At 58.1% G+C, this 18,306-nt stretch carries 24 protein-coding genes; 13 read left to right on the forward strand and 11 right to left on the reverse strand.

Going from position 1 to position 18,306, the window contains the following annotated elements; translation table 11 throughout:
- From ACR0MJ_RS10960 to ACR0MJ_RS10975, 4 genes are all read left to right on the forward strand, one after another.
- Window positions 1–642 (forward strand): cysteine hydrolase family protein, encoded by a 642-nt coding sequence (locus ACR0MJ_RS10960; RefSeq protein WP_480760965.1) that lies wholly within the window; start codon window positions 1–3, stop codon window positions 640–642.
- A gap of 96 nt (window positions 643–738) precedes the next feature.
- On the forward strand, window positions 739–1,383 hold the full coding sequence (gene nth / locus ACR0MJ_RS10965) for an endonuclease III (protein ID WP_170598366.1): 645 nt from the start codon (window positions 739–741) through the stop codon (window positions 1,381–1,383).
- Window positions 1,380–2,369, forward strand: coding sequence for an adenosine kinase (locus tag ACR0MJ_RS10970; RefSeq protein ID WP_170466608.1), 990 nt, complete (start codon window positions 1,380–1,382; stop codon window positions 2,367–2,369). The genes nth and ACR0MJ_RS10970 overlap by 4 nt, the downstream gene beginning before the upstream one ends.
- 82 nt (window positions 2,370–2,451) lie before the next feature.
- A complete protein-coding gene (locus ACR0MJ_RS10975; RefSeq protein WP_480760967.1) occupies window positions 2,452–3,789 on the forward strand; it encodes a serine hydrolase domain-containing protein in 1,338 nt (445 codons plus the stop codon).
- Window positions 3,790–3,795: 6 nt separating this feature from the next.
- Here ACR0MJ_RS10975 and ACR0MJ_RS10980 read toward each other — a convergent pair whose 3' ends face one another.
- The gene (locus tag ACR0MJ_RS10980) at window positions 3,796–4,281 is read right to left on the reverse strand and encodes an RNA pyrophosphohydrolase (protein WP_170408516.1); all 486 of its coding nucleotides are present in this window, start codon (window positions 4,279–4,281) and stop codon (window positions 3,796–3,798) included.
- 137 nt (window positions 4,282–4,418) lie between these two features.
- Here ACR0MJ_RS10980 and ACR0MJ_RS10985 point away from each other — a divergent pair, with 137 nt between their 5' ends.
- From ACR0MJ_RS10985 to ACR0MJ_RS10995, 3 genes are all read left to right on the forward strand, one after another.
- Window positions 4,419–6,446 (forward strand): 2,4-dienoyl-CoA reductase FMN-binding domain-containing protein, encoded by a 2,028-nt coding sequence (locus ACR0MJ_RS10985; protein ID WP_480760971.1) that lies wholly within the window; start codon window positions 4,419–4,421, stop codon window positions 6,444–6,446.
- Window positions 6,447–6,542: 96 nt separating this feature from the next.
- On the forward strand, window positions 6,543–6,794 hold the full coding sequence (locus tag ACR0MJ_RS10990) for a hypothetical protein (RefSeq protein ID WP_170394756.1): 252 nt from the start codon (window positions 6,543–6,545) through the stop codon (window positions 6,792–6,794).
- Complete coding sequence (locus tag ACR0MJ_RS10995; protein ID WP_170426117.1) at window positions 6,791–7,180, forward strand: hypothetical protein; 390 nt, start codon at window positions 6,791–6,793, stop codon at window positions 7,178–7,180. The genes ACR0MJ_RS10990 and ACR0MJ_RS10995 overlap by 4 nt, the downstream gene beginning before the upstream one ends.
- A 26-nt stretch (window positions 7,181–7,206) precedes the next feature.
- Here ACR0MJ_RS10995 and ACR0MJ_RS11000 read toward each other — a convergent pair whose 3' ends face one another.
- The gene (locus ACR0MJ_RS11000) at window positions 7,207–7,647 is read right to left on the reverse strand and encodes a DUF4399 domain-containing protein (protein ID WP_170426115.1); all 441 of its coding nucleotides are present in this window, start codon (window positions 7,645–7,647) and stop codon (window positions 7,207–7,209) included.
- 228 nt (window positions 7,648–7,875) lie between these two features.
- Between ACR0MJ_RS11000 and ACR0MJ_RS11005 the strand changes: the two genes are divergently transcribed.
- On the forward strand, window positions 7,876–8,781 hold the full coding sequence (locus ACR0MJ_RS11005; RefSeq protein WP_170394766.1) for a LysR family transcriptional regulator: 906 nt from the start codon (window positions 7,876–7,878) through the stop codon (window positions 8,779–8,781).
- A gap of 67 nt (window positions 8,782–8,848) precedes the next feature.
- Here ACR0MJ_RS11005 and ACR0MJ_RS11010 read toward each other — a convergent pair whose 3' ends face one another.
- The 5 genes from ACR0MJ_RS11010 to ACR0MJ_RS11030 form a co-directional block, all read right to left on the reverse strand.
- The gene (locus tag ACR0MJ_RS11010; RefSeq protein WP_170514036.1) at window positions 8,849–9,664 is read right to left on the reverse strand and encodes a DUF2189 domain-containing protein; all 816 of its coding nucleotides are present in this window, start codon (window positions 9,662–9,664) and stop codon (window positions 8,849–8,851) included.
- A 148-nt stretch (window positions 9,665–9,812) separates the two neighbouring features.
- The gene (locus ACR0MJ_RS11015; RefSeq protein ID WP_170394770.1) at window positions 9,813–10,712 is read right to left on the reverse strand and encodes an OmpA family protein; all 900 of its coding nucleotides are present in this window, start codon (window positions 10,710–10,712) and stop codon (window positions 9,813–9,815) included.
- Window positions 10,709–11,281, reverse strand: a complete 573-nt coding sequence (locus ACR0MJ_RS11020) for a peroxidase-related enzyme (RefSeq protein ID WP_170408522.1) — start codon at window positions 11,279–11,281, stop codon at window positions 10,709–10,711. The genes ACR0MJ_RS11015 and ACR0MJ_RS11020 overlap by 4 nt, the downstream gene beginning before the upstream one ends.
- 10 nt (window positions 11,282–11,291) lie before the next feature.
- Window positions 11,292–12,002, reverse strand: a complete 711-nt coding sequence (locus tag ACR0MJ_RS11025) for a GNAT family N-acetyltransferase (RefSeq protein WP_170408523.1) — start codon at window positions 12,000–12,002, stop codon at window positions 11,292–11,294.
- On the reverse strand, window positions 11,999–12,721 hold the full coding sequence (locus tag ACR0MJ_RS11030) for a molybdopterin-binding protein (RefSeq protein ID WP_170394779.1): 723 nt from the start codon (window positions 12,719–12,721) through the stop codon (window positions 11,999–12,001). Before ACR0MJ_RS11030 ends, ACR0MJ_RS11025 begins: the two co-directional genes overlap by 4 nt.
- 51 nt (window positions 12,722–12,772) lie before the next feature.
- On the opposite strand from ACR0MJ_RS11030, the gene sfsA reads away from it, so the two are divergent.
- Together sfsA and map are read left to right on the forward strand one after the other, a co-directional pair.
- The gene (gene sfsA, locus ACR0MJ_RS11035) at window positions 12,773–13,474 is read left to right on the forward strand and encodes a DNA/RNA nuclease SfsA (RefSeq protein ID WP_170426107.1); all 702 of its coding nucleotides are present in this window, start codon (window positions 12,773–12,775) and stop codon (window positions 13,472–13,474) included.
- 109 nt (window positions 13,475–13,583) lie between these two features.
- Window positions 13,584–14,396, forward strand: coding sequence for a type I methionyl aminopeptidase (map, locus tag ACR0MJ_RS11040; protein WP_170394785.1), 813 nt, complete (start codon window positions 13,584–13,586; stop codon window positions 14,394–14,396).
- On the opposite strand, the gene ACR0MJ_RS11045 is transcribed toward map, so the two are convergent.
- The 4 genes from ACR0MJ_RS11045 to ACR0MJ_RS11060 are packed head-to-tail and all read right to left on the reverse strand — an operon-like array spanning window position 14,384 to window position 16,991.
- Window positions 14,384–14,563 carry a hypothetical protein gene (locus tag ACR0MJ_RS11045; protein WP_480760975.1) on the reverse strand — a complete coding sequence of 60 codons (180 nt, stop codon included), beginning with the start codon at window positions 14,561–14,563 and terminating at the stop codon, window positions 14,384–14,386. The genes map and ACR0MJ_RS11045 overlap by 13 nt on opposite strands.
- 25 nt (window positions 14,564–14,588) lie before the next feature.
- Entirely contained in the window at window positions 14,589–15,224 is a 636-nt protein-coding gene (locus ACR0MJ_RS11050) for an HAD family hydrolase (RefSeq protein ID WP_170408526.1), read from the reverse strand.
- 1 nt (window position 15,225) lies between these two features.
- The gene (rsmD, locus tag ACR0MJ_RS11055; RefSeq protein ID WP_170408527.1) at window positions 15,226–15,783 is read right to left on the reverse strand and encodes a 16S rRNA (guanine(966)-N(2))-methyltransferase RsmD; all 558 of its coding nucleotides are present in this window, start codon (window positions 15,781–15,783) and stop codon (window positions 15,226–15,228) included.
- On the reverse strand, window positions 15,780–16,991 hold the full coding sequence (locus ACR0MJ_RS11060) for an NAD(P)/FAD-dependent oxidoreductase (protein WP_480760976.1): 1,212 nt from the start codon (window positions 16,989–16,991) through the stop codon (window positions 15,780–15,782). The genes rsmD and ACR0MJ_RS11060 overlap by 4 nt, the downstream gene beginning before the upstream one ends.
- 99 nt (window positions 16,992–17,090) lie before the next feature.
- Here ACR0MJ_RS11060 and ACR0MJ_RS11065 point away from each other — a divergent pair, with 99 nt between their 5' ends.
- From ACR0MJ_RS11065 to ACR0MJ_RS11075, 3 genes are all read left to right on the forward strand, one after another.
- On the forward strand, window positions 17,091–17,576 hold the full coding sequence (locus ACR0MJ_RS11065) for a peroxiredoxin family protein (protein ID WP_170408529.1): 486 nt from the start codon (window positions 17,091–17,093) through the stop codon (window positions 17,574–17,576).
- Between the two features lie 103 nt (window positions 17,577–17,679).
- Window positions 17,680–17,925: a glycine zipper 2TM domain-containing protein gene (locus tag ACR0MJ_RS11070; protein WP_170394802.1), complete on the forward strand. Its 246-nt coding sequence runs from the start codon at window positions 17,680–17,682 to the stop codon at window positions 17,923–17,925.
- A gap of 11 nt (window positions 17,926–17,936) precedes the next feature.
- Window positions 17,937–18,284 (forward strand): penta-EF hand family protein, encoded by a 348-nt coding sequence (locus tag ACR0MJ_RS11075; protein ID WP_170626752.1) that lies wholly within the window; start codon window positions 17,937–17,939, stop codon window positions 18,282–18,284.
- Window positions 18,285–18,306: the final 22 nt, after the last annotated feature.

The following is an 18,306-nucleotide window of genomic DNA, read 5'->3' on the forward strand; positions in this document are numbered from 1 at the left end:
ATGACCGTCTTTTGGATAATGGCGGCAAGCATCATGATCGCCGTGTTGTACATCCTCTTGCAAATCCGAAAGATTGGCACTCCGACAACCGGAGCCAAAATAGACCTGGCATCGCGGCCTGAAACGGCGCTGCTGGTGATCGATATGCAAACAGATTTTACCTCGATACCCACCTGGGATGACGCACAAATTGAAGGTGCCTTGTCGACGATCCGGTCAACGACGGACAGCGCCCGCCAGTCTGACTGGTCCGTGATTGCCATCCGTCATGAATTCAAGGGACGGCTGGCGAACTTGCTGAACGGGTGGTTCAATCAGGGGCGCGGCAACGCAGGTTCCGACGGAGTTGGGTTGGATCCGCGTCTTGCGCTGAATCCCGATGCCGAGTTTGTAAAATCCGTAGGTGACGCCTTTTCTTCGCCGGGCTTTGAACGGTTCCTGCAAGACAAACGGATCGGAACGCTGGTTCTGACAGGGTTGGACGGGTGTCATTGCGTGAGTAAGACCGCGCAGGGCGCGCTCAATCGAGGATATCGGGTTCAGATCGATCCGGCGGCTGTACTGGCAGCTGATCCGAACCGGTGGCAGGGGATCAGGGATCAACTTGCAACGGCGGGGGTGGATTTCCGACTGCAGACGTGAGGCATAGGGATAAATCGACCAAGACCCGCGCCCAGGCAAAACCAAAACGCACCTTTTCAATTGCGACCGCTTGCCTGGCAGGGCATTAAGGCTCGGATGGCCAAACAACTCGGATACCACAAGATCCGCGAGATCTTTACGCGTTTTCACGACGCTGACCCTGAACCCAAGGGCGAGTTGGAGCATGTAAACGTCTATACTCTGGTCGTTGCCGTCGCACTGTCAGCGCAGGCGACCGATGCCGGCGTCAACAAGGCTACGCGCGCGCTATTCAAGATCGCCGACACGCCACAGAAGATGCTGGATCTGGGCGAAGAAGGTCTGATCGAACATATCAAGACCATCGGCCTGTTCCGCCAGAAGGCCAAGAACGTAATCAAGCTGAGTCGCATTCTGGTCGAAGACTATGGCGGTGAGGTGCCCAACTCCCGCGCGGCGCTTCAATCGCTACCGGGTGTGGGGCGCAAGACAGCCAATGTTGTCCTAAACATGTGGTGGCGATATCCGGCGCAGGCCGTGGACACGCATATCTTTCGCGTCGGCAACCGCACCGGCATCTGCCCGGGCAAGAATGTGGACGCCGTCGAACGCGCCATCGAAGACAACATACCGACCGACTTTCAGCTGCATGCGCATCACTGGCTGATCCTGCATGGCCGCTATCACTGCAAGGCACGCAAACCGCAGTGCCCTACCTGTATCATCCGCGATCTCTGCGAATTTGAGGACAAGACTCTATGAAAACCTACCAACTGACCGGCATCGGAAACGCCGTTGTGGACGTGATTTCCCAAGCCGATGACAGTTTCCTTGAGCTGATGGGCATCGAAAAGGGCATCATGCAGCTGATCGAACAGGAGCGCGGCGAGGTACTGTATGCCTCGATGGAAGGCCGGGTGCAGACTCCGGGTGGCTCGGTTGCCAACACCATCGCCGGGGCGGGTGCGTTGGGTCTGGATTCGGCCTTTATCGGGCGGGTGCATGATGACGCTCTGGGCCGGTTCTATGCGGATGCGATGAACGAGGATGGGGTGGATTTCGTGAACCCGCCGGTGCCGGGGGGCGAGCTGCCGACCTCGCGTTCAATGATCTTTGTCTCACCGGATGGCGAGCGGTCGATGAACACCTATCTGGGTATTTCGTCCGAGCTGTCTTCTCGGGATGTCTCGGAAGACGTTGCGGGCAACAGTCAAATCATGTTCCTCGAAGGCTATCTGTTCGACAAGGAAAAGGGCAAGGCGGCATTCCTGGAGGCCGCGCGCAACTGCCACAAGGGTGGCGGCAAGGCGGGCATCGCCATTTCTGACCCGTTCTGTGTAGAACGGCACCGGGTCGATTTCCTGCTGCTGATCGAGAATGAGCTGGATTTTGTAATCGGCAACGAGGCCGAGATCAAATCGCTGTTCGAAACCGACGATCTTGAGGAGGCGCTGGCGAAAACGGCCGAGATTTGCCCTCTGGTCGTTTGCACCCGGTCGGGCGACGGGGTGACTGTTCTGAACGGCAACGCGCGCATCGATGTACCGGTTGAAAAGGTCGTACCGGTGGACGCGACCGGCGCGGGCGATCAATTCGCCGCCGGATTCCTGTTCGGCATGGCGACGGGCCGCGATTACGAGACCTGCGCAAAAATTGGCAACGTCTGCGCACGCGAAGTCATCAGCCATATCGGCCCCCGGCCCGAGGCGAATATGCAGGAATTGCTGCGGGCTGAGGGATTGCTCTGATCCCGCGAAACGCAACGTAACGCTGGTGCGTCACATTTCGGGATGGCTACCCTTTTTTTGGATGTAAGGGGGGAGCCAATTCATGTTGGGCAGAGCACTCAGGATCACCGCAGGAACATTGGCGTTGGGGCTTGTGGCCGGCGTTGGGTACCTGCTGATCTCTCCGCCCGACCTGTTGCGAGTCGGGACCAACTATTCGGCCAAGATCGTCTGTTCTAACGTGTTCATCGCCGGGCGGGATGCGCAGGAGGTACTGGCGGTTGATGTGCAGGCGCCCGGGCATCCGTTGCTGAAACACGTCTCGGTCTCGGTTGACCCCGAGGCGCAATCAGTATCTGCAAAGCTACTCGGGATCTTCGCCCCTGCGACCAGCCAATATCGCGAGGGGCTGGGATGTGCGAATACGCATGAGGCCCAACCGGTCAACGCCCAGCTAAACACTCTGCCCGCGCTGTCTGATGCACTTTGGCCGGAAGGCACCACAGTGGCCCCAACGCAGAACTCCAAATTGGCAATGGTTCTGTCGGACCCGACCATTCTGGGAGAGGGCTTCCGCGCCGTAGTTGTGGTGCATGATGGCCGGATCATTGGTGAGGCTTATGCGGATGGATTCGACGAAAATACCCCTCTTCTGGGCTGGTCAATGACCAAAACCATAACCTCTGGATTGATTGGAACGCTGATAAAATCCGGTCAGATGAAGTTGACGGATACACTGGTCGATTCATTTCCCGATTGGGCAGAGGACAACCGGCAGCACATTACCGTCGAGGATATGTTGACCATGTCCAGCGGCCTGCGATGGAACGAAGGCTATGGAGACGTCTCGGACGTGACTCGGATGTTATATCTGAGCGACGACATGGCGGGGTTTGTCACTTCGCTTGAGGCCGAGGCTGAGCCAAATACTGAATTCAACTATTCGTCGGGCACATCCACCGTCTTGGCGCGGGTCTGGCAGGATCAGGTCAAAGATGACAGCTTGTCCTATCCGCAGCGCGCACTCCTGCTGCCACTGGGCATGACCTCGGCCATACTTGAAACTGATGTTTCTGACACCTTTGTCGGCTCAAGCTATATGTACGCCACAGCGCGGGATTGGGCACGATATGGGCAATTCCTGCTGCAGGGCGGCACATGGGACGGGCAGCAAATTCTGCCCGAAGGGTTCACTGACTGGATGTTCGAACCGGTTGCTGTCTCGGGCGGGGCATATGCCAAAGGTCACTTGTGGCGCGACGTGCCGGGTGGAGAACCCCCGTTCGAAGATGCGGTCTGGATGGCCGGACATGATGGGCAATCGGTCGGGATATTCCCTTCGCGTGATTTGGTGATCGTGCGATTGGGGCTTACACCGTCCGATACCGGTTATTCCCCGCTGCCGCTGGCCAAAGCGGTGATTACGGCGCTTGGTTCCTAACCCGAACTACCCGAAATGCGGCTGAAACGCAGAAAGCACCTGCTGGTAGACGTCCTTTTTGAACGGCACGATCTCATCGACCAGCCGCGTCGTGGTCTGCCATTTCCAATGGGTGAACTCGGGGTGCTCGGTGGCGATGTCGATCTGATCATCCCGGCCCAGAAACCGCATCAGGTACCATTTCTGCTCCTGCCCGCGATACCGGCCCTTCCAGATTTTCGGCACAATGTCATGCGGTAGGTCATAGGGCAGCCAGCCGTCGGTCTCGGCGATGATTTCCACAAGATCAGCGGTCACTCCAGTTTCTTCCCAAAGCTCGCGCAGGGCCGCATCGCGCGGGTCTTCGCCCTTGTCCACGCCGCCCTGAGGCATCTGCCAGGCGTCCTTGTGGCGATCATTGCGCTGACCGACAAAGATCAGACCCTCGGCATTCATCAACATCAGTCCCACGCAGGGGCGATAGGGCAGTTTGGCGATTTCATCAGGGGTCATGCGCGGCCTCGTGATTAAGCTTTGCTGCGTCTCTAGCAAGCGCCGCAGTAAAGGCAAAGGGAATGACGTTAGGTTTCGCGTGACAAAGGTGACGCGAAGGTCAATCTGACAGTCAAAGTCGGGAGGGAGAGTTTGCCATGACTGCGTACCCAAACATGCTGGCCCCGCTGGATCTGGGCTTTACCACGTTGAAGAACCGCGTGCTGATGGGCTCGATGCATACCGGGCTAGAAGAGACTGGCGACTGGAACCGTGTCGCCGAGTTCTACGCAGACCGGGCGCGCGGCGGTGTGGCGCTGATGGTGACCGGTGGGATTGGCCCAAACCTTGAAGGCTCGGTGCTGCCGGGGGCTTCGATGATGACCAACGATACAGAGGTGGCGAACCATTCCATCGTCACCCGACGCGTGCATGAGGCTGGCGGCAAGATCGCCATGCAAATCCTGCATGCGGGGCGGTACGCCTATGGGCCGAAATGCGTCGCCCCCAGCCCGGTGAAATCTCCAATTTCTCCGTTTCCGCCGCATGAGCTGGACGAAGAGGGCATCGAGAAGCAGATCGGCGATATCGTCAACGCGGCTGTTCTGGCCCAGAAGGCGGGCTATGACGGAGTCGAGATCATGGGCTCCGAGGGGTATTTCCTGAACCAGTTCCTCGTGACCCACACCAACAAGCGCGAGGATCGCTGGGGTGGGTCATACGAGAACAGGATGCGTCTGCCCATTGAGGTGGTGCGCCGCACGCGGGAAGCCGTGGGGAGCGATTTCATCATCATCTATCGCCTTTCGATGATTGATCTTGTGCCCAATGGGTCGACCCATGACGAAGTCGTTGAACTTGCGCAGCGGATTGAGCAGGCCGGGGCAACGATCATCAACACCGGTATCGGTTGGCATGAGGCGCGGATTCCGACGATTGCCACCAGCGTTCCCCGTGCTGCGTTTGCGTGGGTCACCAAGAAGCTGATGGGTAAAGTCGGGATTCCAGTGATCACCTCGAACCGGATCAACACGCCTGAGGTTGCCGAAGAAGTTCTATCGACCGGTTGCGCCGATATGGTGTCTCTGGCGCGGCCCATGCTGGCCGACGCGGATTTCGTGAACAAGGCGATTGCAGATGAAGCCGCGAAGATCGCGCCGTGTATCGCATGCAATCAGGCCTGTCTGGACCACACTTTCAGCGGCAAGCTGACCTCATGCCTGGTCAATCCGCGCGCCTGTCATGAGACCGAATTGGTGATCGGCAAGGCCGAGACACGCAAGACAGTGGCCGTTGTCGGCGCTGGCCCTGCAGGTTTGTCCACCGCGATGACAGCTGCCCAGCGCGGCCATGATGTAACCCTGTTTGATCGCGCCGCCGAGATAGGCGGGCAGTTGAACATGGCCAAACAGGTGCCAGGGAAAGAAGAGTTCTGGGGACTGGTCGACTGGTATCGCACCATGATGGACGACCTAGGCGTGACGGTCGAACTGAACCGCGAAGTCAGCGCAGATGATCTGATCGGTTATGATGAGGTGGTCATCGCCACCGGTGTCACTCCTCGTGATCCACAGATTCCCGGCCAGGATCGGGATAATGTGCTCAGCTACATCGACGTGCTGCGCGACAAGGCCAAGGTCGGCAGCACCGTCGCCGTGATCGGGGCCGGAGGCATCGGGTTCGATGTCTCCGAATTCCTGTTGGAAGACGGTCACAGCCCAACCACGGACCTTCCATTGTGGATGAAGGAATGGGGCGTGACCGACCCCGCAGAACACCGCTCGGGCCTGGCCCCCGAGGGCCCGCAGCCCGAAGCACCAGCACGGCAGGTCACGCTGCTGCAGCGCAAGGCACAGCGTCACGGCAAGGGGCTGGGAAAGACAACGGGCTGGATCCACCGCGCGACATTAAAGATGAAGGACGTCAGTTTCGTTGGTGGTGTGAATTATGAGCGCATCGACGAGGACGGCCTGCATGTCAGCTTTGGCGAAACCCGCGATGATCCAACCGTGATCGCAGCCGAGTCGATCGTCCTATGTGCCGGGCAGGTCTCGGACCGGTCGCTGGCGGATGAGCTGATCGAACGTGGAATGACCCCGCATGTGATTGGTGGCGCAGATGTGGCAGCCGAGCTGGACGCCAAACGTGCGATCAATCAGGGCACACGTCTGGCGGCAGCGTTCTGACGTTGTAATGCCAGTGCGCTGGAGAAAGCCGCCCCGGAAGAGGCGGCTTTTTTCGTTTTCCTTGACTCAACTGTTATCAATATACATATGTACCACATGAGTCAGAAAATAGAACGCACCCAAACAGGAATTCGAATCGAGAAGCGGCTTCTGAAAGTTCTCAAAGGGCTGGCAGAATCGCTGGACATGACCCTTGGCGACCTGATTGAGGGCATCGCGCTGCACAGCTTTGAGAACAAGCCAGCCTTCTCTGAAGAGACGCTGAAGAAGATCAAACAACTCAAAAGTGTCTACGACTTCGATTGGACAGCTGAAGACAGCCACCGTTTCAAGGAGGATGAAGAATGAGCGCATCGCGATACGCCGACGTCACCATCGCATTTGAAGCACACGCAATCGACAACGCAACGTTCGGACACGCCGAACATGTGCAAGTCGCTTATGACCTGCTACGCAAGTATGATTTCATCGATGCCGCAGCGATCTACGCCAAGGGAATTCGCACGTTAGCAGCGAACGCAGGCGCACCGAACAAGTTCAATCTGACAATCACCTACGCATTCATGAGCCTGATCGCAGAGCGGCTGGCCAACACGCAAGCTACTGACTTTAAGAGTTTCGCACAGGAAAATTCCGACCTGATGGCCAAGTCAGTACTCAACCAATGGTATTCTGCGGACCGTCTCAACACGCAGCTTGCCCGCGATATATTCCTGCTGCCTGCCGCCGCATAATCGCGTTTTGCGGCGGAGGTGAATTGTTACTCCACTGTGATCGTAATCACCTCGGACACAATGGGCGTCGCATGAGGGACGTGGCCTGCATCCCCAAGCACCAGCTGCAAAGTATGCTCACCCGGAGCAAGTTCCAAAGTCACCTCAGTCTGACCGCCACCGAAATGAATGTGATTGTCGTCTGCGGGCAGACCGTATGACAGTTCGTCCGCACCGTCTTCTCCCTGCCCAAGTGGTGGGCGATCAATCAGGAGGTGATGGTGCCCTGTATTTTCCTTCTCGGTTCCTGCAGGGGCAACGCCCATGCCGCTGAGGCCAAAGACTACGGTCACAGGTGATTGCACGGTGTCCCCGTCAGACAAGTTCACGAAATAGACCTTCGCATCTGGATTCGATGGTGTTTCCCCCCCGGCCCACACGAGGCTGGCGGTCAGACACAGGGTAATGATAGCAAATAGGGCTTTCATAGTCTCCTCCGTGGTCACAAAAATGCCATTCTCATCATAGCACGATTGGAAAAAAGTCCAGAAAACGGGGTTTTGTATCGAAAGGCATGGTCCGCGGCATATAGGTCCGGGCGTTTCCTAGTTGCAAACGATCCGATTCAAAACCCTGATATTATCCCATGTCTGCCCAGTTCTTGCCCAGATTGATCGCGATAAAGAGACAACGAACGGAAGACCTGGGGAACGAGAATGGATCGACTAACTGAAATGGAGGCCTTTTCCAACGTGGTGGACCAGGGTGGTTTCACCGACGCGGCCAAGAAAATGGGCATCTCCAAATCAGCCGTGTCTAAACACGTCTCGAGCCTTGAGGCGCGGTTGGGGGCAAGGCTTTTGAACCGGACAACGCGCCGGGTTTCGCCAACCGAGATCGGGTTGGCCTATTATGATCGCGCCCGTCGCGTGCTGAACGACGCAGGCGAAGCGGATGCGCTGGTGACTTCGATGCAATCTGCGCCTTCTGGTCTGCTGCGGATCTCTGTGGCAACAGATTTTGGCGTCAATCACCTGTCGCCGGTCCTGTCGGACTTCCTGTCGGCCTATCCGGACATCACCGTGAACATGGTTCTGAACAACCGCTATGTTGAGCTGATTTCCGAAGGCTTTGACGTGGCCGTGCGCATTGGCGAGCTGGAAGACAGCACGCTGCGCGCCCGCAAGCTGACCGAAACAGTGAAACGCATGGTCGCGTCGCCGAGATATATCGAGCAGTTCGGACGCCCGCAGAAGATCGACGATTTGAACGAGCACAAACTGCTGCATTACTCCAGCCAATCCTCGGGCAGCGTGTGGAAGCTGACGGCGCCTTCGGGCGAGAAGCGTCAGGTCCGCACTGCTGGCTGGCTGAGCGTGAATGACGGGCAGTCGCTGCTGAACGCCGCGATCTCGGGGCTTGGGATCGCGCATCTGCCCAGCTATCTATATGCCGAAGCACTGAAATCGGGCGAGGTGGTAGACGCCATGCCATCGCTACCGGATGAGGTTCAGGGCGTCTATGCGGTCTACCCGCCGGGCCGGTTCACCCAGCCCAAGGTGCGGGCGTTCATTGATTTTCTTGTCGAGTCCTTTGCTGAAAAGGGTCCGATGGATTGGTAGAATTCTCCCTGTGGCACCTAAACGGCCCGTGCTGAATGGCACGGGTCTTTTTTTGTCTAGCGATGCATCAGTTAGTCTCTGGTGATACGGCCCGCTGATACAGGTGCCACGTGGTATGGCCCAGGATCGGCAGCGTGAAAATCAGCCCCAGAAACGCCGGAACCAGCGACAACAGCATGGTAACCGAGATGATCGCCGCCCAACTGAGCATTACCACCGGGCTTTCAGCGACCACGCGAATGGAAGTGAGCATGGCGGAAACAAAGTTGGTTTCCCGATCCAGAAGCATGGGCATGGCCACCACAGTCACCGAGAACAGGACCGCCGACAAAAAAGCGCCGATACAGGTGCCGACCGCCAGAAAGGTCCAGCCTTGCGGTGTGAAGAAGATGGTGTTCATGAACCCTTCGAAATCCGAGAAGGACGCCTTTTGCAGGATGATCGCCAGCCAAAGGCGGATTTGGTAGGTCCATACCCAGAAAATGAACAGGGTGACAAAGGCCATCCAACCCATCTCGCGCTTGCGTTGATGGGCCATGACGCTGAGGATTTCGGACCAACCGAAGCTTTCCCCTTTCTGCATCCTACGGGACATTTCATAAAGCCCGGCGGCCGCAAATGGGGCAACCAGCGGAAAGCCTACGGCGGCAGGAATGATCATCCAGATCTTACCAAGCCCGACCAGGCACCAAACGAACAGGATGCCGAAAACCGCGTAGAACAGGCCGAAAAAGCCGCTCATGACCGGGTGTGCGAGGAAGTCGGAAAACCCGGCCTTCAGCGATGCGGTAATATCCTCGGCCGTCAGCCTGTTAACCTCGGGCATGGATTGCTGTGGGACCGTGTTATCCGGCGGAGTGGTATCTTCGGTTTTGGATGCCATGACGCATTCCTCCCAAAGCATGGTGACTGGTGGGACTGCCTGCCAACAGGCCTGATGGCAAGACAGACGCACCGATTAGCTGCAAGTGTGCATCAGGCCGCGCCATCAGGGCAAGAGGGACACAGGGCGTCCGCGGTGCTCGCGCCTGCTAGTTGACCAGCAACACCGCCTCGACCCGGCGATTGAGATCGCGGCCCTCGGGCGTAGCGTTAGAGGTAATGGGCGCAAGATAGCCTACGCCCTGCGCCTCGATCCGGTCGGCGGCAACACCGTGCGCTTCGATCAGGCGCGCACGCACGGCTTCCGCCCGTTTGGTGCTGACCGCAATATTGGCCTGCAATGCGCCCGTATCATCCGTGTGCCCTACCAGCGCCAAACGGGTCGAAGGATTGTCGGCCAAATAGCCCGCAAGCAGCGCCAGCGAGGCAAACGGCCCTTCGCCCAGCGCGACTTCGCCGGTGCGAAAGTGCAGGTCATCAAGGATGACATGTCCGGTACTGCTGAGATCGTTTAGCAACCCGGCAGGGCCCTCAACAGTTTCCTCGATCACAAGTGGCTGCGCAGGCTGCGTACCTTGCGGGGTTACCCGGATCATCTGCACATAGCCATCCGGCGGGTTGCGGCTGACCAGCAGGCTCAGCACTTCGTCACCGCGGGAGGCGGATAGAAAACGGTAATCGTGGATCGCCACATACATGTCAGGCGTCGGCACCACTTCGGTGCCAAAGCGGAAATCGAACCCGCCACAATTGCGTGCCTCGCATTCAAACGTGATCTCGAAACCTTGCGCCTGAAGCTGATCCCGAAGCGGTGCAAGAATTTGCAGCGTCGTGCTGGACCCGGCCTGCAGACGCCATGTTAGCCGCTCGACACGCCCTTCGACAGTGCGGGATGGAACTGCGCCGTCGGCAAACACGCCGGTTGGCAGGTCGTAGCTGTCCAATGCACTGGTGCGATCCGAAATCTGCCGGGCGCTGGCGGGCAACGTCAGTTCCTGCGCCTGCACAGGCACGGCCAAAAGGAGGCTAAGGAACAGGAAACGGATCATCGGAACTGTGCGTGATACTCGGGGTTCGGGACCATGGCAGTGGCACTGGCCACGCGGTTGGTCATATTGAAGAAACCGGTGACATTGGCAATGTCCCAGATATCGCGATCCGAAAACCCGACATCACGTAAAAGCTGGCGATCGGGCTCTTCGATTGTGGTGCTGGCGGTAGTCATCTTGGCTGCGAAATCCAGCATTGCACGTTGGCGCGCGTCCAATTTGGCGACGCGGTAGTTCATGACCAGCATCTCACCCAGCTGCGGATCGCCCGAAAGCTGCCGCACCGCTGCGCCATGAGCCACGAGGCAGTAGAAGCATTTGTTGATCGAGGACACCACGACCGCAATCATCTCGCGTTCCAGCTTGGCCAGCCCGCTATCGGCCAGCATCAGATCATTATACATCGAAGTGAAGGCATTCAGCTTGTCGATATCGAAGGCATAGGCGCGCAGGACATTCGGCACCATTCCCAGTTTCTCAACACAGATATCAAAGTATTTCTGCGTCTCTGACGGTAGTGGGTCCACCATTGGCAGATCCAGGGCAGTGGGCATGTCCTGTTTTGTCAATTCGTCCTCCTCAGACGCGCTGGCGATAGTGGTATTCTCCGACGATCTTCATCCCAAGCGAGTGATAGAGGCCATTGGCCCCCGCGTTCGCCTTGGTACAGATCACGCTAAGCGTCTGCGCGCCATTGTCCAGCGCCCAAAAGGCCGCGGCGCGCATGGCCCACTGGCCCAACCCCTTGCGGCGGTGATCCGGCAGGATTTCGAGCGCGTGAACCATCGCGATACCTTCATGGATCGCCACGAAGCCTGTTCCTGCGGGCTGATCGCTGTGGCGCAACAAAAGGCCGGTCTTTGGGCCCGGTGCCCGGTACATGATCGCAATCCGTTCGGGGCCGATACCGCCCTGCGCCCAGATCTCACGCATGATGGCCAGCGGTTCCCAGATGTTGAAAACAGTCACGCGCGGGATCGGGATATCGGTCAACTGCTGCGCCGGGCAGGAATAAATATTGACCGGATCAAGGATGTCGTAGCCGCGTTGCGCAAGCATTGCATCCAGCGCCTCATCCCCCGGACGCAGGCAGAAGATGCGTTTTTGACCCATCGCCTGCATGGCGCTTTCGGCCGCATCGATATCGGCGCTGGTGACGTCCCCGGTGCGATTGGCGGCAGAAACGCGTGAACCTCCGCCCTGTCCTTGCCGCAGTCGAAGTGGGCCTTGCGTTTGATAGCCGGCGGCAGGCCATGTGCCATCGACAACAGCGGCCCAATCGGGATTCAAAGCTCGATCTCTTTCGCAAGGCGGGTCATGGCGGCATCGATCCGTCCACCCTCGGTGCCGCGCACGACGACGTTGGCTCCGAAGACGCCATTCGTCTGAAACGGATAACAGCCGATCGAAAGATCGCCGAAGTCTTTGGCCAGTGCGGCCAAAGTTGCTGCAATATCGCCTTCACCCCGATCCACACGCAGCGTCTGCGACAAAAGCGGGCTACCTCCGATGAGCGAAGGCAGAACACTCGCAACCATGGCCTGAAAAACCAAAGGCACCCCGGCCATGACATGGACGTTGTTGATGGTAAAGCCGGGCGCGGTCGAGACCGGGTTGTCGATCAATTCGGCCCCTTCCGGAATACGCGCCATGCGCAGGCGAGCGTCGTTCAGCTCCAGCCCGGATTTCTCGTAATGCGCCTCAAGCAATGCACGCGCGTCGTCGCGAACATCGATATGCACGCCAAAGGCACGGGCGATGCAGTCAGCGGTGATGTCGTCATGGGTCGGACCAATACCACCACTGGTAAACACATGGTCATGGGCCTCTGATAGCGCCCTTACGGCTGCCTCAATCGCGGGTGCATCATCGCTGACAATGCGCACCTCTTTCAGGTCAATGCCGTGTTTGGTCAGCTCTCCAGCCAGATAATGCATATTGGCATCGCGGGTGCGGCCCGAAAGGATCTCATCCCCGATCACCAACATTGCAGCGGTTGGATTGGCCATGACGCGCCCTCCCTCTTGATCGACCGTTAGGGCAGGTATAGGCCCTTGGCCATGCGATTTGAAACCCCCCTTGTCCCCGCTCGACTGATCCGCCGCTACAAACGCTTTCTGGCAGACTGCAGGCTGGAAGACGGGCGCGAGGTGACAGCCCATTGCGCCAATCCGGGCTCAATGATGGGGCTGGCAGAACCGGGTGAGAAAATCTGGCTGGAGCCCAACGACGATCCGAAGAAAAAGCTGAAATACGGCTGGCGGCTGGTCGATCATGAGAACGGGCATTTCACAGGGGTCGACACATCAGTCCCCAACAAGGCGCTTCGGTTGGCGCTCGAGGCGCGTGAAATCCCCGAGCTGGCCGCCTATGAAACCGTGCGCCCCGAGGTCAAATACGGTGAAAACAGCCGTATCGATTTCCTGCTGACTGGGCCGGGCCTACCCGATGCTTATGTCGAGGTCAAAAGCGTCACCCTCTCACGCCAAGCGGGCCTCGCCGAGTTTCCCGACAGCGTCACCGCACGCGGCACCAAACATTTGGGCGAACTGGCAAAGATGGCCGTACAGGGCCATCGGGCGATCATGCTTTATCTGGTGCAGAGGACCGATTGCGATCGGTTTGCACTGGCCGATGATATTGACCCAGCCTATGCGGCGGCGTTTGAGGCAGCGATTGGGGTTGAACGCTTTGTCGTTGGAACTCGGATCACGCCCGAAGGCGTCTGGGTTGAGCCCGCCCGGCAATGGGGCGCGGGCTAGAAACTTCTTTGATAGACCCTATTTACTAGTTGAAAACCGAGCCCTCTGGTACTTTCTGCACAAGCAGCGTAAAAGAAGTGCTGCGTGAAATATTTGGAGTCCCGCACCGATGAAAGAACATCGTGGCCGTCTGACCAAAGACGGTATCCGCATCTATGAACAGAGTGACTTTGCCGGCATGCATGCGGCAGGGGCGCTGGCTGCGCGGATATTGGATGACATTGCTGAACATGTTTTTGTCGGCCAGACCACCGGTGCGATTGACGGGCTGATCACTCAGATGGTCGAGGATGCAGGCGCGGAATCGGCAACCATTGGCTACAAGGGTTATCAGCACGCCAGCTGCATCAGCGTGAACCACGTGGTCTGTCACGGCATTCCGGGTGACAAAAAGCTGAAGGATGGCGACATTCTGAATATCGACGTGACCGTCATCGTTGATGGCTGGTTCGGTGATACGTCGCGCATGTATGTGGCGGGTAAATTGCCGCGCAAGGCCGAACGGCTGATTCAGGTGACCCACGACGCGCTGTTCAAGGGTATCGAGATGGTCAAGCCGGGCAATACCTTCGGCGATATCGGCCACGCCATTCAGGCCTATGTCGAGGCGCATCGGATGAGCGTTGTACGCGATTTCTGCGGCCACGGTCTGGGCAGGGTGTTCCACGCGCCACCAAATGTCCTGCACTATGGGCGTCCGGGTACCGGAGCTGTGTTGGAAGAGGGCATGTTCTTTACCATCGAGCCGATGGTCAATCTGGGGCGTCCTGAAACCAAGACACTGTCCGATGACTGGACTGCCGTGACCCGCGACAAATCGCTGTCGGCGCAGTTCGAGCATTCGGTCGGTGTGACCGCAGATGGGGTTGAGATTTTCACCTTGTCACCGGGCGGCAAATATCACCCGACCTATTCGTCCTGATCGGTCGCCTGATCGCGTAGTAGCTTCAGTAGCAAGGTTTCATCCCGCCACGGGATGACCGCGTCGTGAATGAACACCGGCGCGCGCATCGATTTGGGCGGAGGCCCAGTTGTGGTGTCAGCGTCTTTCGAAAAAGCCCAGAGCGGAGGTGTGATAGCGCGGTCCATGGACCAAGCATAACACGTTTATGGCTCAAAGTCCCAAAAGCTTGGGCGCATGTAACATGTCGGAGAACACTTCGGCCCCTAGTTCTTCCAATCGCGCACCATCATCATGGGCCGCATAGCCCAGGCAGCGCATATTGGCGCGCATTGCTGCGGTGACACCGTTTTCGCTGTCTTCGATCACAACCGGCACCGTTGCGCCGAAATGCTGGGCAGCGGTCAGGAACAGGGTCGGGTCGGGCTTGCCCGTTCCAAGCACCTGAGCCGAAAACATCACATCTTGAAAACGCTCCCAAAGACCATTCTGGCCCAAAGTGATCTTCATTTTCTCAGGCCGACCATTTGAGGCGACACAGTAGGGAATGTCGCTTGCATCCAGTTGCGCCAGCAATTCACGGATACCCGCGACCAGAGGCGTGCCTGCTTTCAGCGTCTCGTAGATTTCCGCATAGATTTGATCAGTCCAGTCATCCGGCAGATCAGCCCCCAGCTCGCGCGCCTTGTCGCGCACACCGGTCATGGTGCCACCAACAAACAGGGACATGCATTCGGCTAAGGACAAGTGCAGGCCATGGCCGGCGAGATTGTCGACCATGACCTGATTGGACAAAACCTCGCTATCGACCAGAACGCCGTCGCAATCAAAGATAACCAGATCGTGCATCTCAGCCCCCTGTGCGCCACATCAGCGAGATATGCGTGTCGCCATACTTCCGCGTGTCGTGCAGCGTAAAGCCCTCGGGCGCAGTCATTGGGGTGCTTTCTTCCCAGACGATCAGAGCGTCATCAGACAGCCAACCAACTTGGGTAGCCGCGGCCAGTGCCCTTTGACCCAGAGCTTTTCCGTAAGGCGGATCCAGAAAAACCAGATCACAAACAGCGCCCGGGTTTTCGCCCAAACGGGTCGCATCCCGCCGGATCAAAGTGGTCTGGCTGGCGCTTCCGGTCAGGGCGATATTCTTGCGGATCAGACCCTGCGCGACCCTCCCATCATCGACAAACGTGACGTGGGACGCGCCGCGAGACAGCGCTTCAAGTCCCAATGCACCGGTGCCCGCAAACAGGTCGAGAACCTGCAAGCCGTCGAAGTCGATCTGATTATTTAAAACGTTGAACAGGCTTTCCCTTACCCGGTCAGTGGTCGGGCGAAGATGCGCACCGGCATCGCCTTTGCCAACCGAAGTCAGAGCCCGGCCCCGGAAGTCTCCGGCGATGATCCTCACGCTTTGAGCAGCGGTTTCAGGTCCGCTTCTGGGTCGGCAACGACAACAGGATCAGCGGTCTTTCCCGCATCAATCAGGCGTTTGCCGACCATATAAGCACGCGGGTCATTCATCGCATCGACCGCGATCAGCTGATCGCCCTTGTAGTACCAGAAGGACACCGTCGCGCCCTCACCCTTGCGAGTCACCACACGGTCATAGCCGGTATTCAGCCCGGCGATCTGAAGCTTGACGTCATACTGGTCCGACCAGAACCAAGGTGTTGCGGTGTAATCCTTAGCTGCACCCAGCATGTTCTGGGCCACGATTTCGGCCTGATCAATGGCGTTCGGCACGCTTTCCAGGCGAATACGGCCTTCGCCATGCGGGAACGACGCGCAATCGCCCGCCGCCCAGATCGACGGATCTGAGGTGCGGCCATGGGCGTCGGTCTTGATGCCGTTATCCAGCTCTAACCCGGCCATTTCAGCCAGTTGAGTCGACGGCGCGATGCCGACGCCGACGACAACAAAATCCACCTCAAGTTGGGTGCCATCGGTCAGGACGGCGCCCGTCACCTTGCCACTTTCACCAACCAGACGATCCAACCCGACGCCCTCACGAATGTCGGCCCCGTATTCGGTGTGCAGCGTGCGAAAGTAGTCGCTTGTCTCTTTGGCCGCGACACGCTGAAGGATGCGGTCGGCCATCTCGACCAATGTCACCCTGACCCCGCGCTTGGCACAAACGGCGGCGGCTTCAAGCCCGATATAGCCGCCACCAACGATCAGCGCGCGGGCGCCATCCGATACCCGAGGTTCCATCTCGTCGATATGGGCGAGATCTCGCACCACATGGACACCCTCAAGATCGCCCCCGATCGCTGCGGGCAGGCGGCGTGGGTCGGACCCAGTGGTCAGCGCCAGTTCATCATAGGTGATCACCTCATCGCCGAGGGTCACCGTCTTGGCCTTTGGATCAATCGCCGTCACACGTTGACCCAACCGTAGGGTGATATTGTTTTCGACATAGAAGCTCTCGGGCCGCAAGAACAGGCGCTCCAGCTCCATCTCGCCCAACAGGTAAGCCTTGGACAAGGGCGGGCGTTGGTAGGGCAAATGCGGCTCGGCTCCGATCAGGGTGATGTCACCTTCGAACCCGTCCTTGCGCAGCCGTGCTACCAAAGAAGCACCGGCCTGCCCTGCCCCGATCACGACAATATGGCTCATGTTTCGCTCACCCTGCAGAATTCACGTGGTTACTTTGTTTCGACCACCTATATTGCGGCAAAGCCCGACTCTGCAAATCCAAATGACAGGAGCGTAAAAATGATTGCAACAGGTGACATGCTGCCCGAGGCCACGCTGATCCAGATGGGTGCCGAAGGCCCCGAGGAGGTTCGGATTTCAGACAAGACCAAAGGGCGCAAGGTTGTGATCTTCGCTGTACCCGGTGCGTTCACCGGAACCTGCACAACCGCTCATGTACCAAGCTTCATGCGGACCAAGGACCAGTTCGATGCCAAGGGTGTAGAGGAAATCATCTGTATCTCGGTCAACGACCCTTTCGTGATGGGCGCCTGGGGAGAAAGCACCGGTGCAACAGCGGCCGGGCTGACCATGCTGGCCGATGCAGCGTCCGAGTTTACCAAGGCCATCGGCATGGATTTCGACGCCCCGCCCGTAGGCCTGATTGCACGCTCCAAACGCTACGCAATGCTGGTTGAAGACGGCAAGGTTGTGGCGATGAATCTGGAAGAAAACCCCGGTGTCTGTGAGGTCTCGGCTGGTGAAGGCCTGCTTGATAGTATCTGATCCCTGTCGGCCCCGGTTTGACCGGGGCCACGTGAAACGCATTTAACTTGATGCAACGCCCCGATGCGCCAATACTTGGCCCATACAACTGGGGAGTTCATTGATGCGACTGAAATTGCTTACATTGTTTCTTGGCACCGCCGGGGCCCTGGCGGCGTGCGGACCTGCACCCACACCCCAACAACAGGCTGCCCGACAGCACGAGATCGCCTGCCTGAGTGGTACCATAGGCGGTGCCTTGATCGGTGGAGTGATCGGCAATCAATTTGGCGGTGGTTCAGGCAAGACCATCCTGACGGCGGCGGGCGCCGCTGCGGGTGGCGTGTCTGGCGAACGTTACGCGTGCTGAGGAGATTTGAGATGAAACGAGTATTGATTATCACCACCGTATTCGTGATGGCTGCTGCTGCAAACGCCGAGACTGTCGCAGAACTGCACGAGGCCGAGTTGAATAACATCGACACCAACAATGACGGCTTCCTGTCCAAGGACGAATTCAACGCCTTCTCGGACTATGCATTTCAGGCAATGGACGAAGACAAGAACGGCACTCTGGGCCTGAGCGAAGCAAAACCGTTCTTGGATATCAAACAGTTCGAAGCCGTTGACCGGGATGGCGACAGTCTTATCTCAAAGGCAGAGTATGTCAGCCAAATGCAGAACGATTTTGACGCTGCGGATAAGGATGGCAACGGTCTCTTAGATTAAACGCCAACTTGGTTGGCAGGAG

The sequence above is a fragment of the Ruegeria sp. C6 genome, assembly GCF_056537625.1.

Bases quoted from the DNA above. Each gene is read 5' to 3' on its own strand.
- ACR0MJ_RS10980 (WP_170408516.1), bottom strand. From the start codon at position 4,281: ATGACCCCTGATGAAATCGCCAAACTGCCCTATCGCCCCTGCGTGGGA.
- ACR0MJ_RS11000 (WP_170426115.1), bottom strand. From the start codon at position 7,647: ATGAAAGCCCTATTTGCTATCATTACCCTGTGTCTGACCGCCAGCCTC.
- nth (WP_170598366.1), top strand. From the start codon at position 739: ATGGCCAAACAACTCGGATACCACAAGATCCGCGAGATCTTTACGCGT.
- ACR0MJ_RS10985 (WP_480760971.1), top strand. From the start codon at position 4,419: ATGACTGCGTACCCAAACATGCTGGCCCCGCTGGATCTGGGCTTTACC.
- sfsA (WP_170426107.1), top strand. From the start codon at position 12,773: ATGCGATTTGAAACCCCCCTTGTCCCCGCTCGACTGATCCGCCGCTAC.
- ACR0MJ_RS11005 (WP_170394766.1), top strand. From the start codon at position 7,876: ATGGATCGACTAACTGAAATGGAGGCCTTTTCCAACGTGGTGGACCAG.
- ACR0MJ_RS10975 (WP_480760967.1), top strand. From the start codon at position 2,452: ATGTTGGGCAGAGCACTCAGGATCACCGCAGGAACATTGGCGTTGGGG.
- ACR0MJ_RS11060 (WP_480760976.1), bottom strand. From the start codon at position 16,991: ATGAGCCATATTGTCGTGATCGGGGCAGGGCAGGCCGGTGCTTCTTTG.
- ACR0MJ_RS11075 (WP_170626752.1), top strand. From the start codon at position 17,937: ATGAAACGAGTATTGATTATCACCACCGTATTCGTGATGGCTGCTGCT.
- map (WP_170394785.1), top strand. From the start codon at position 13,584: ATGAAAGAACATCGTGGCCGTCTGACCAAAGACGGTATCCGCATCTAT.
- ACR0MJ_RS11030 (WP_170394779.1), bottom strand. From the start codon at position 12,721: ATGGCCAATCCAACCGCTGCAATGTTGGTGATCGGGGATGAGATCCTT.
- ACR0MJ_RS10995 (WP_170426117.1), top strand. From the start codon at position 6,791: ATGAGCGCATCGCGATACGCCGACGTCACCATCGCATTTGAAGCACAC.
- ACR0MJ_RS10970 (WP_170466608.1), top strand. From the start codon at position 1,380: ATGAAAACCTACCAACTGACCGGCATCGGAAACGCCGTTGTGGACGTG.
- ACR0MJ_RS10960 (WP_480760965.1), top strand. From the start codon at position 1: ATGACCGTCTTTTGGATAATGGCGGCAAGCATCATGATCGCCGTGTTG.
- ACR0MJ_RS11065 (WP_170408529.1), top strand. From the start codon at position 17,091: ATGATTGCAACAGGTGACATGCTGCCCGAGGCCACGCTGATCCAGATG.
- ACR0MJ_RS11010 (WP_170514036.1), bottom strand. From the start codon at position 9,664: ATGGCATCCAAAACCGAAGATACCACTCCGCCGGATAACACGGTCCCA.
- ACR0MJ_RS11015 (WP_170394770.1), bottom strand. From the start codon at position 10,712: ATGATCCGTTTCCTGTTCCTTAGCCTCCTTTTGGCCGTGCCTGTGCAG.
- ACR0MJ_RS11050 (WP_170408526.1), bottom strand. From the start codon at position 15,224: ATGCACGATCTGGTTATCTTTGATTGCGACGGCGTTCTGGTCGATAGC.
- ACR0MJ_RS11045 (WP_480760975.1), bottom strand. From the start codon at position 14,563: ATGGACCGCGCTATCACACCTCCGCTCTGGGCTTTTTCGAAAGACGCT.
- ACR0MJ_RS11070 (WP_170394802.1), top strand. From the start codon at position 17,680: ATGCGACTGAAATTGCTTACATTGTTTCTTGGCACCGCCGGGGCCCTG.
- ACR0MJ_RS10990 (WP_170394756.1), top strand. From the start codon at position 6,543: ATGAGTCAGAAAATAGAACGCACCCAAACAGGAATTCGAATCGAGAAG.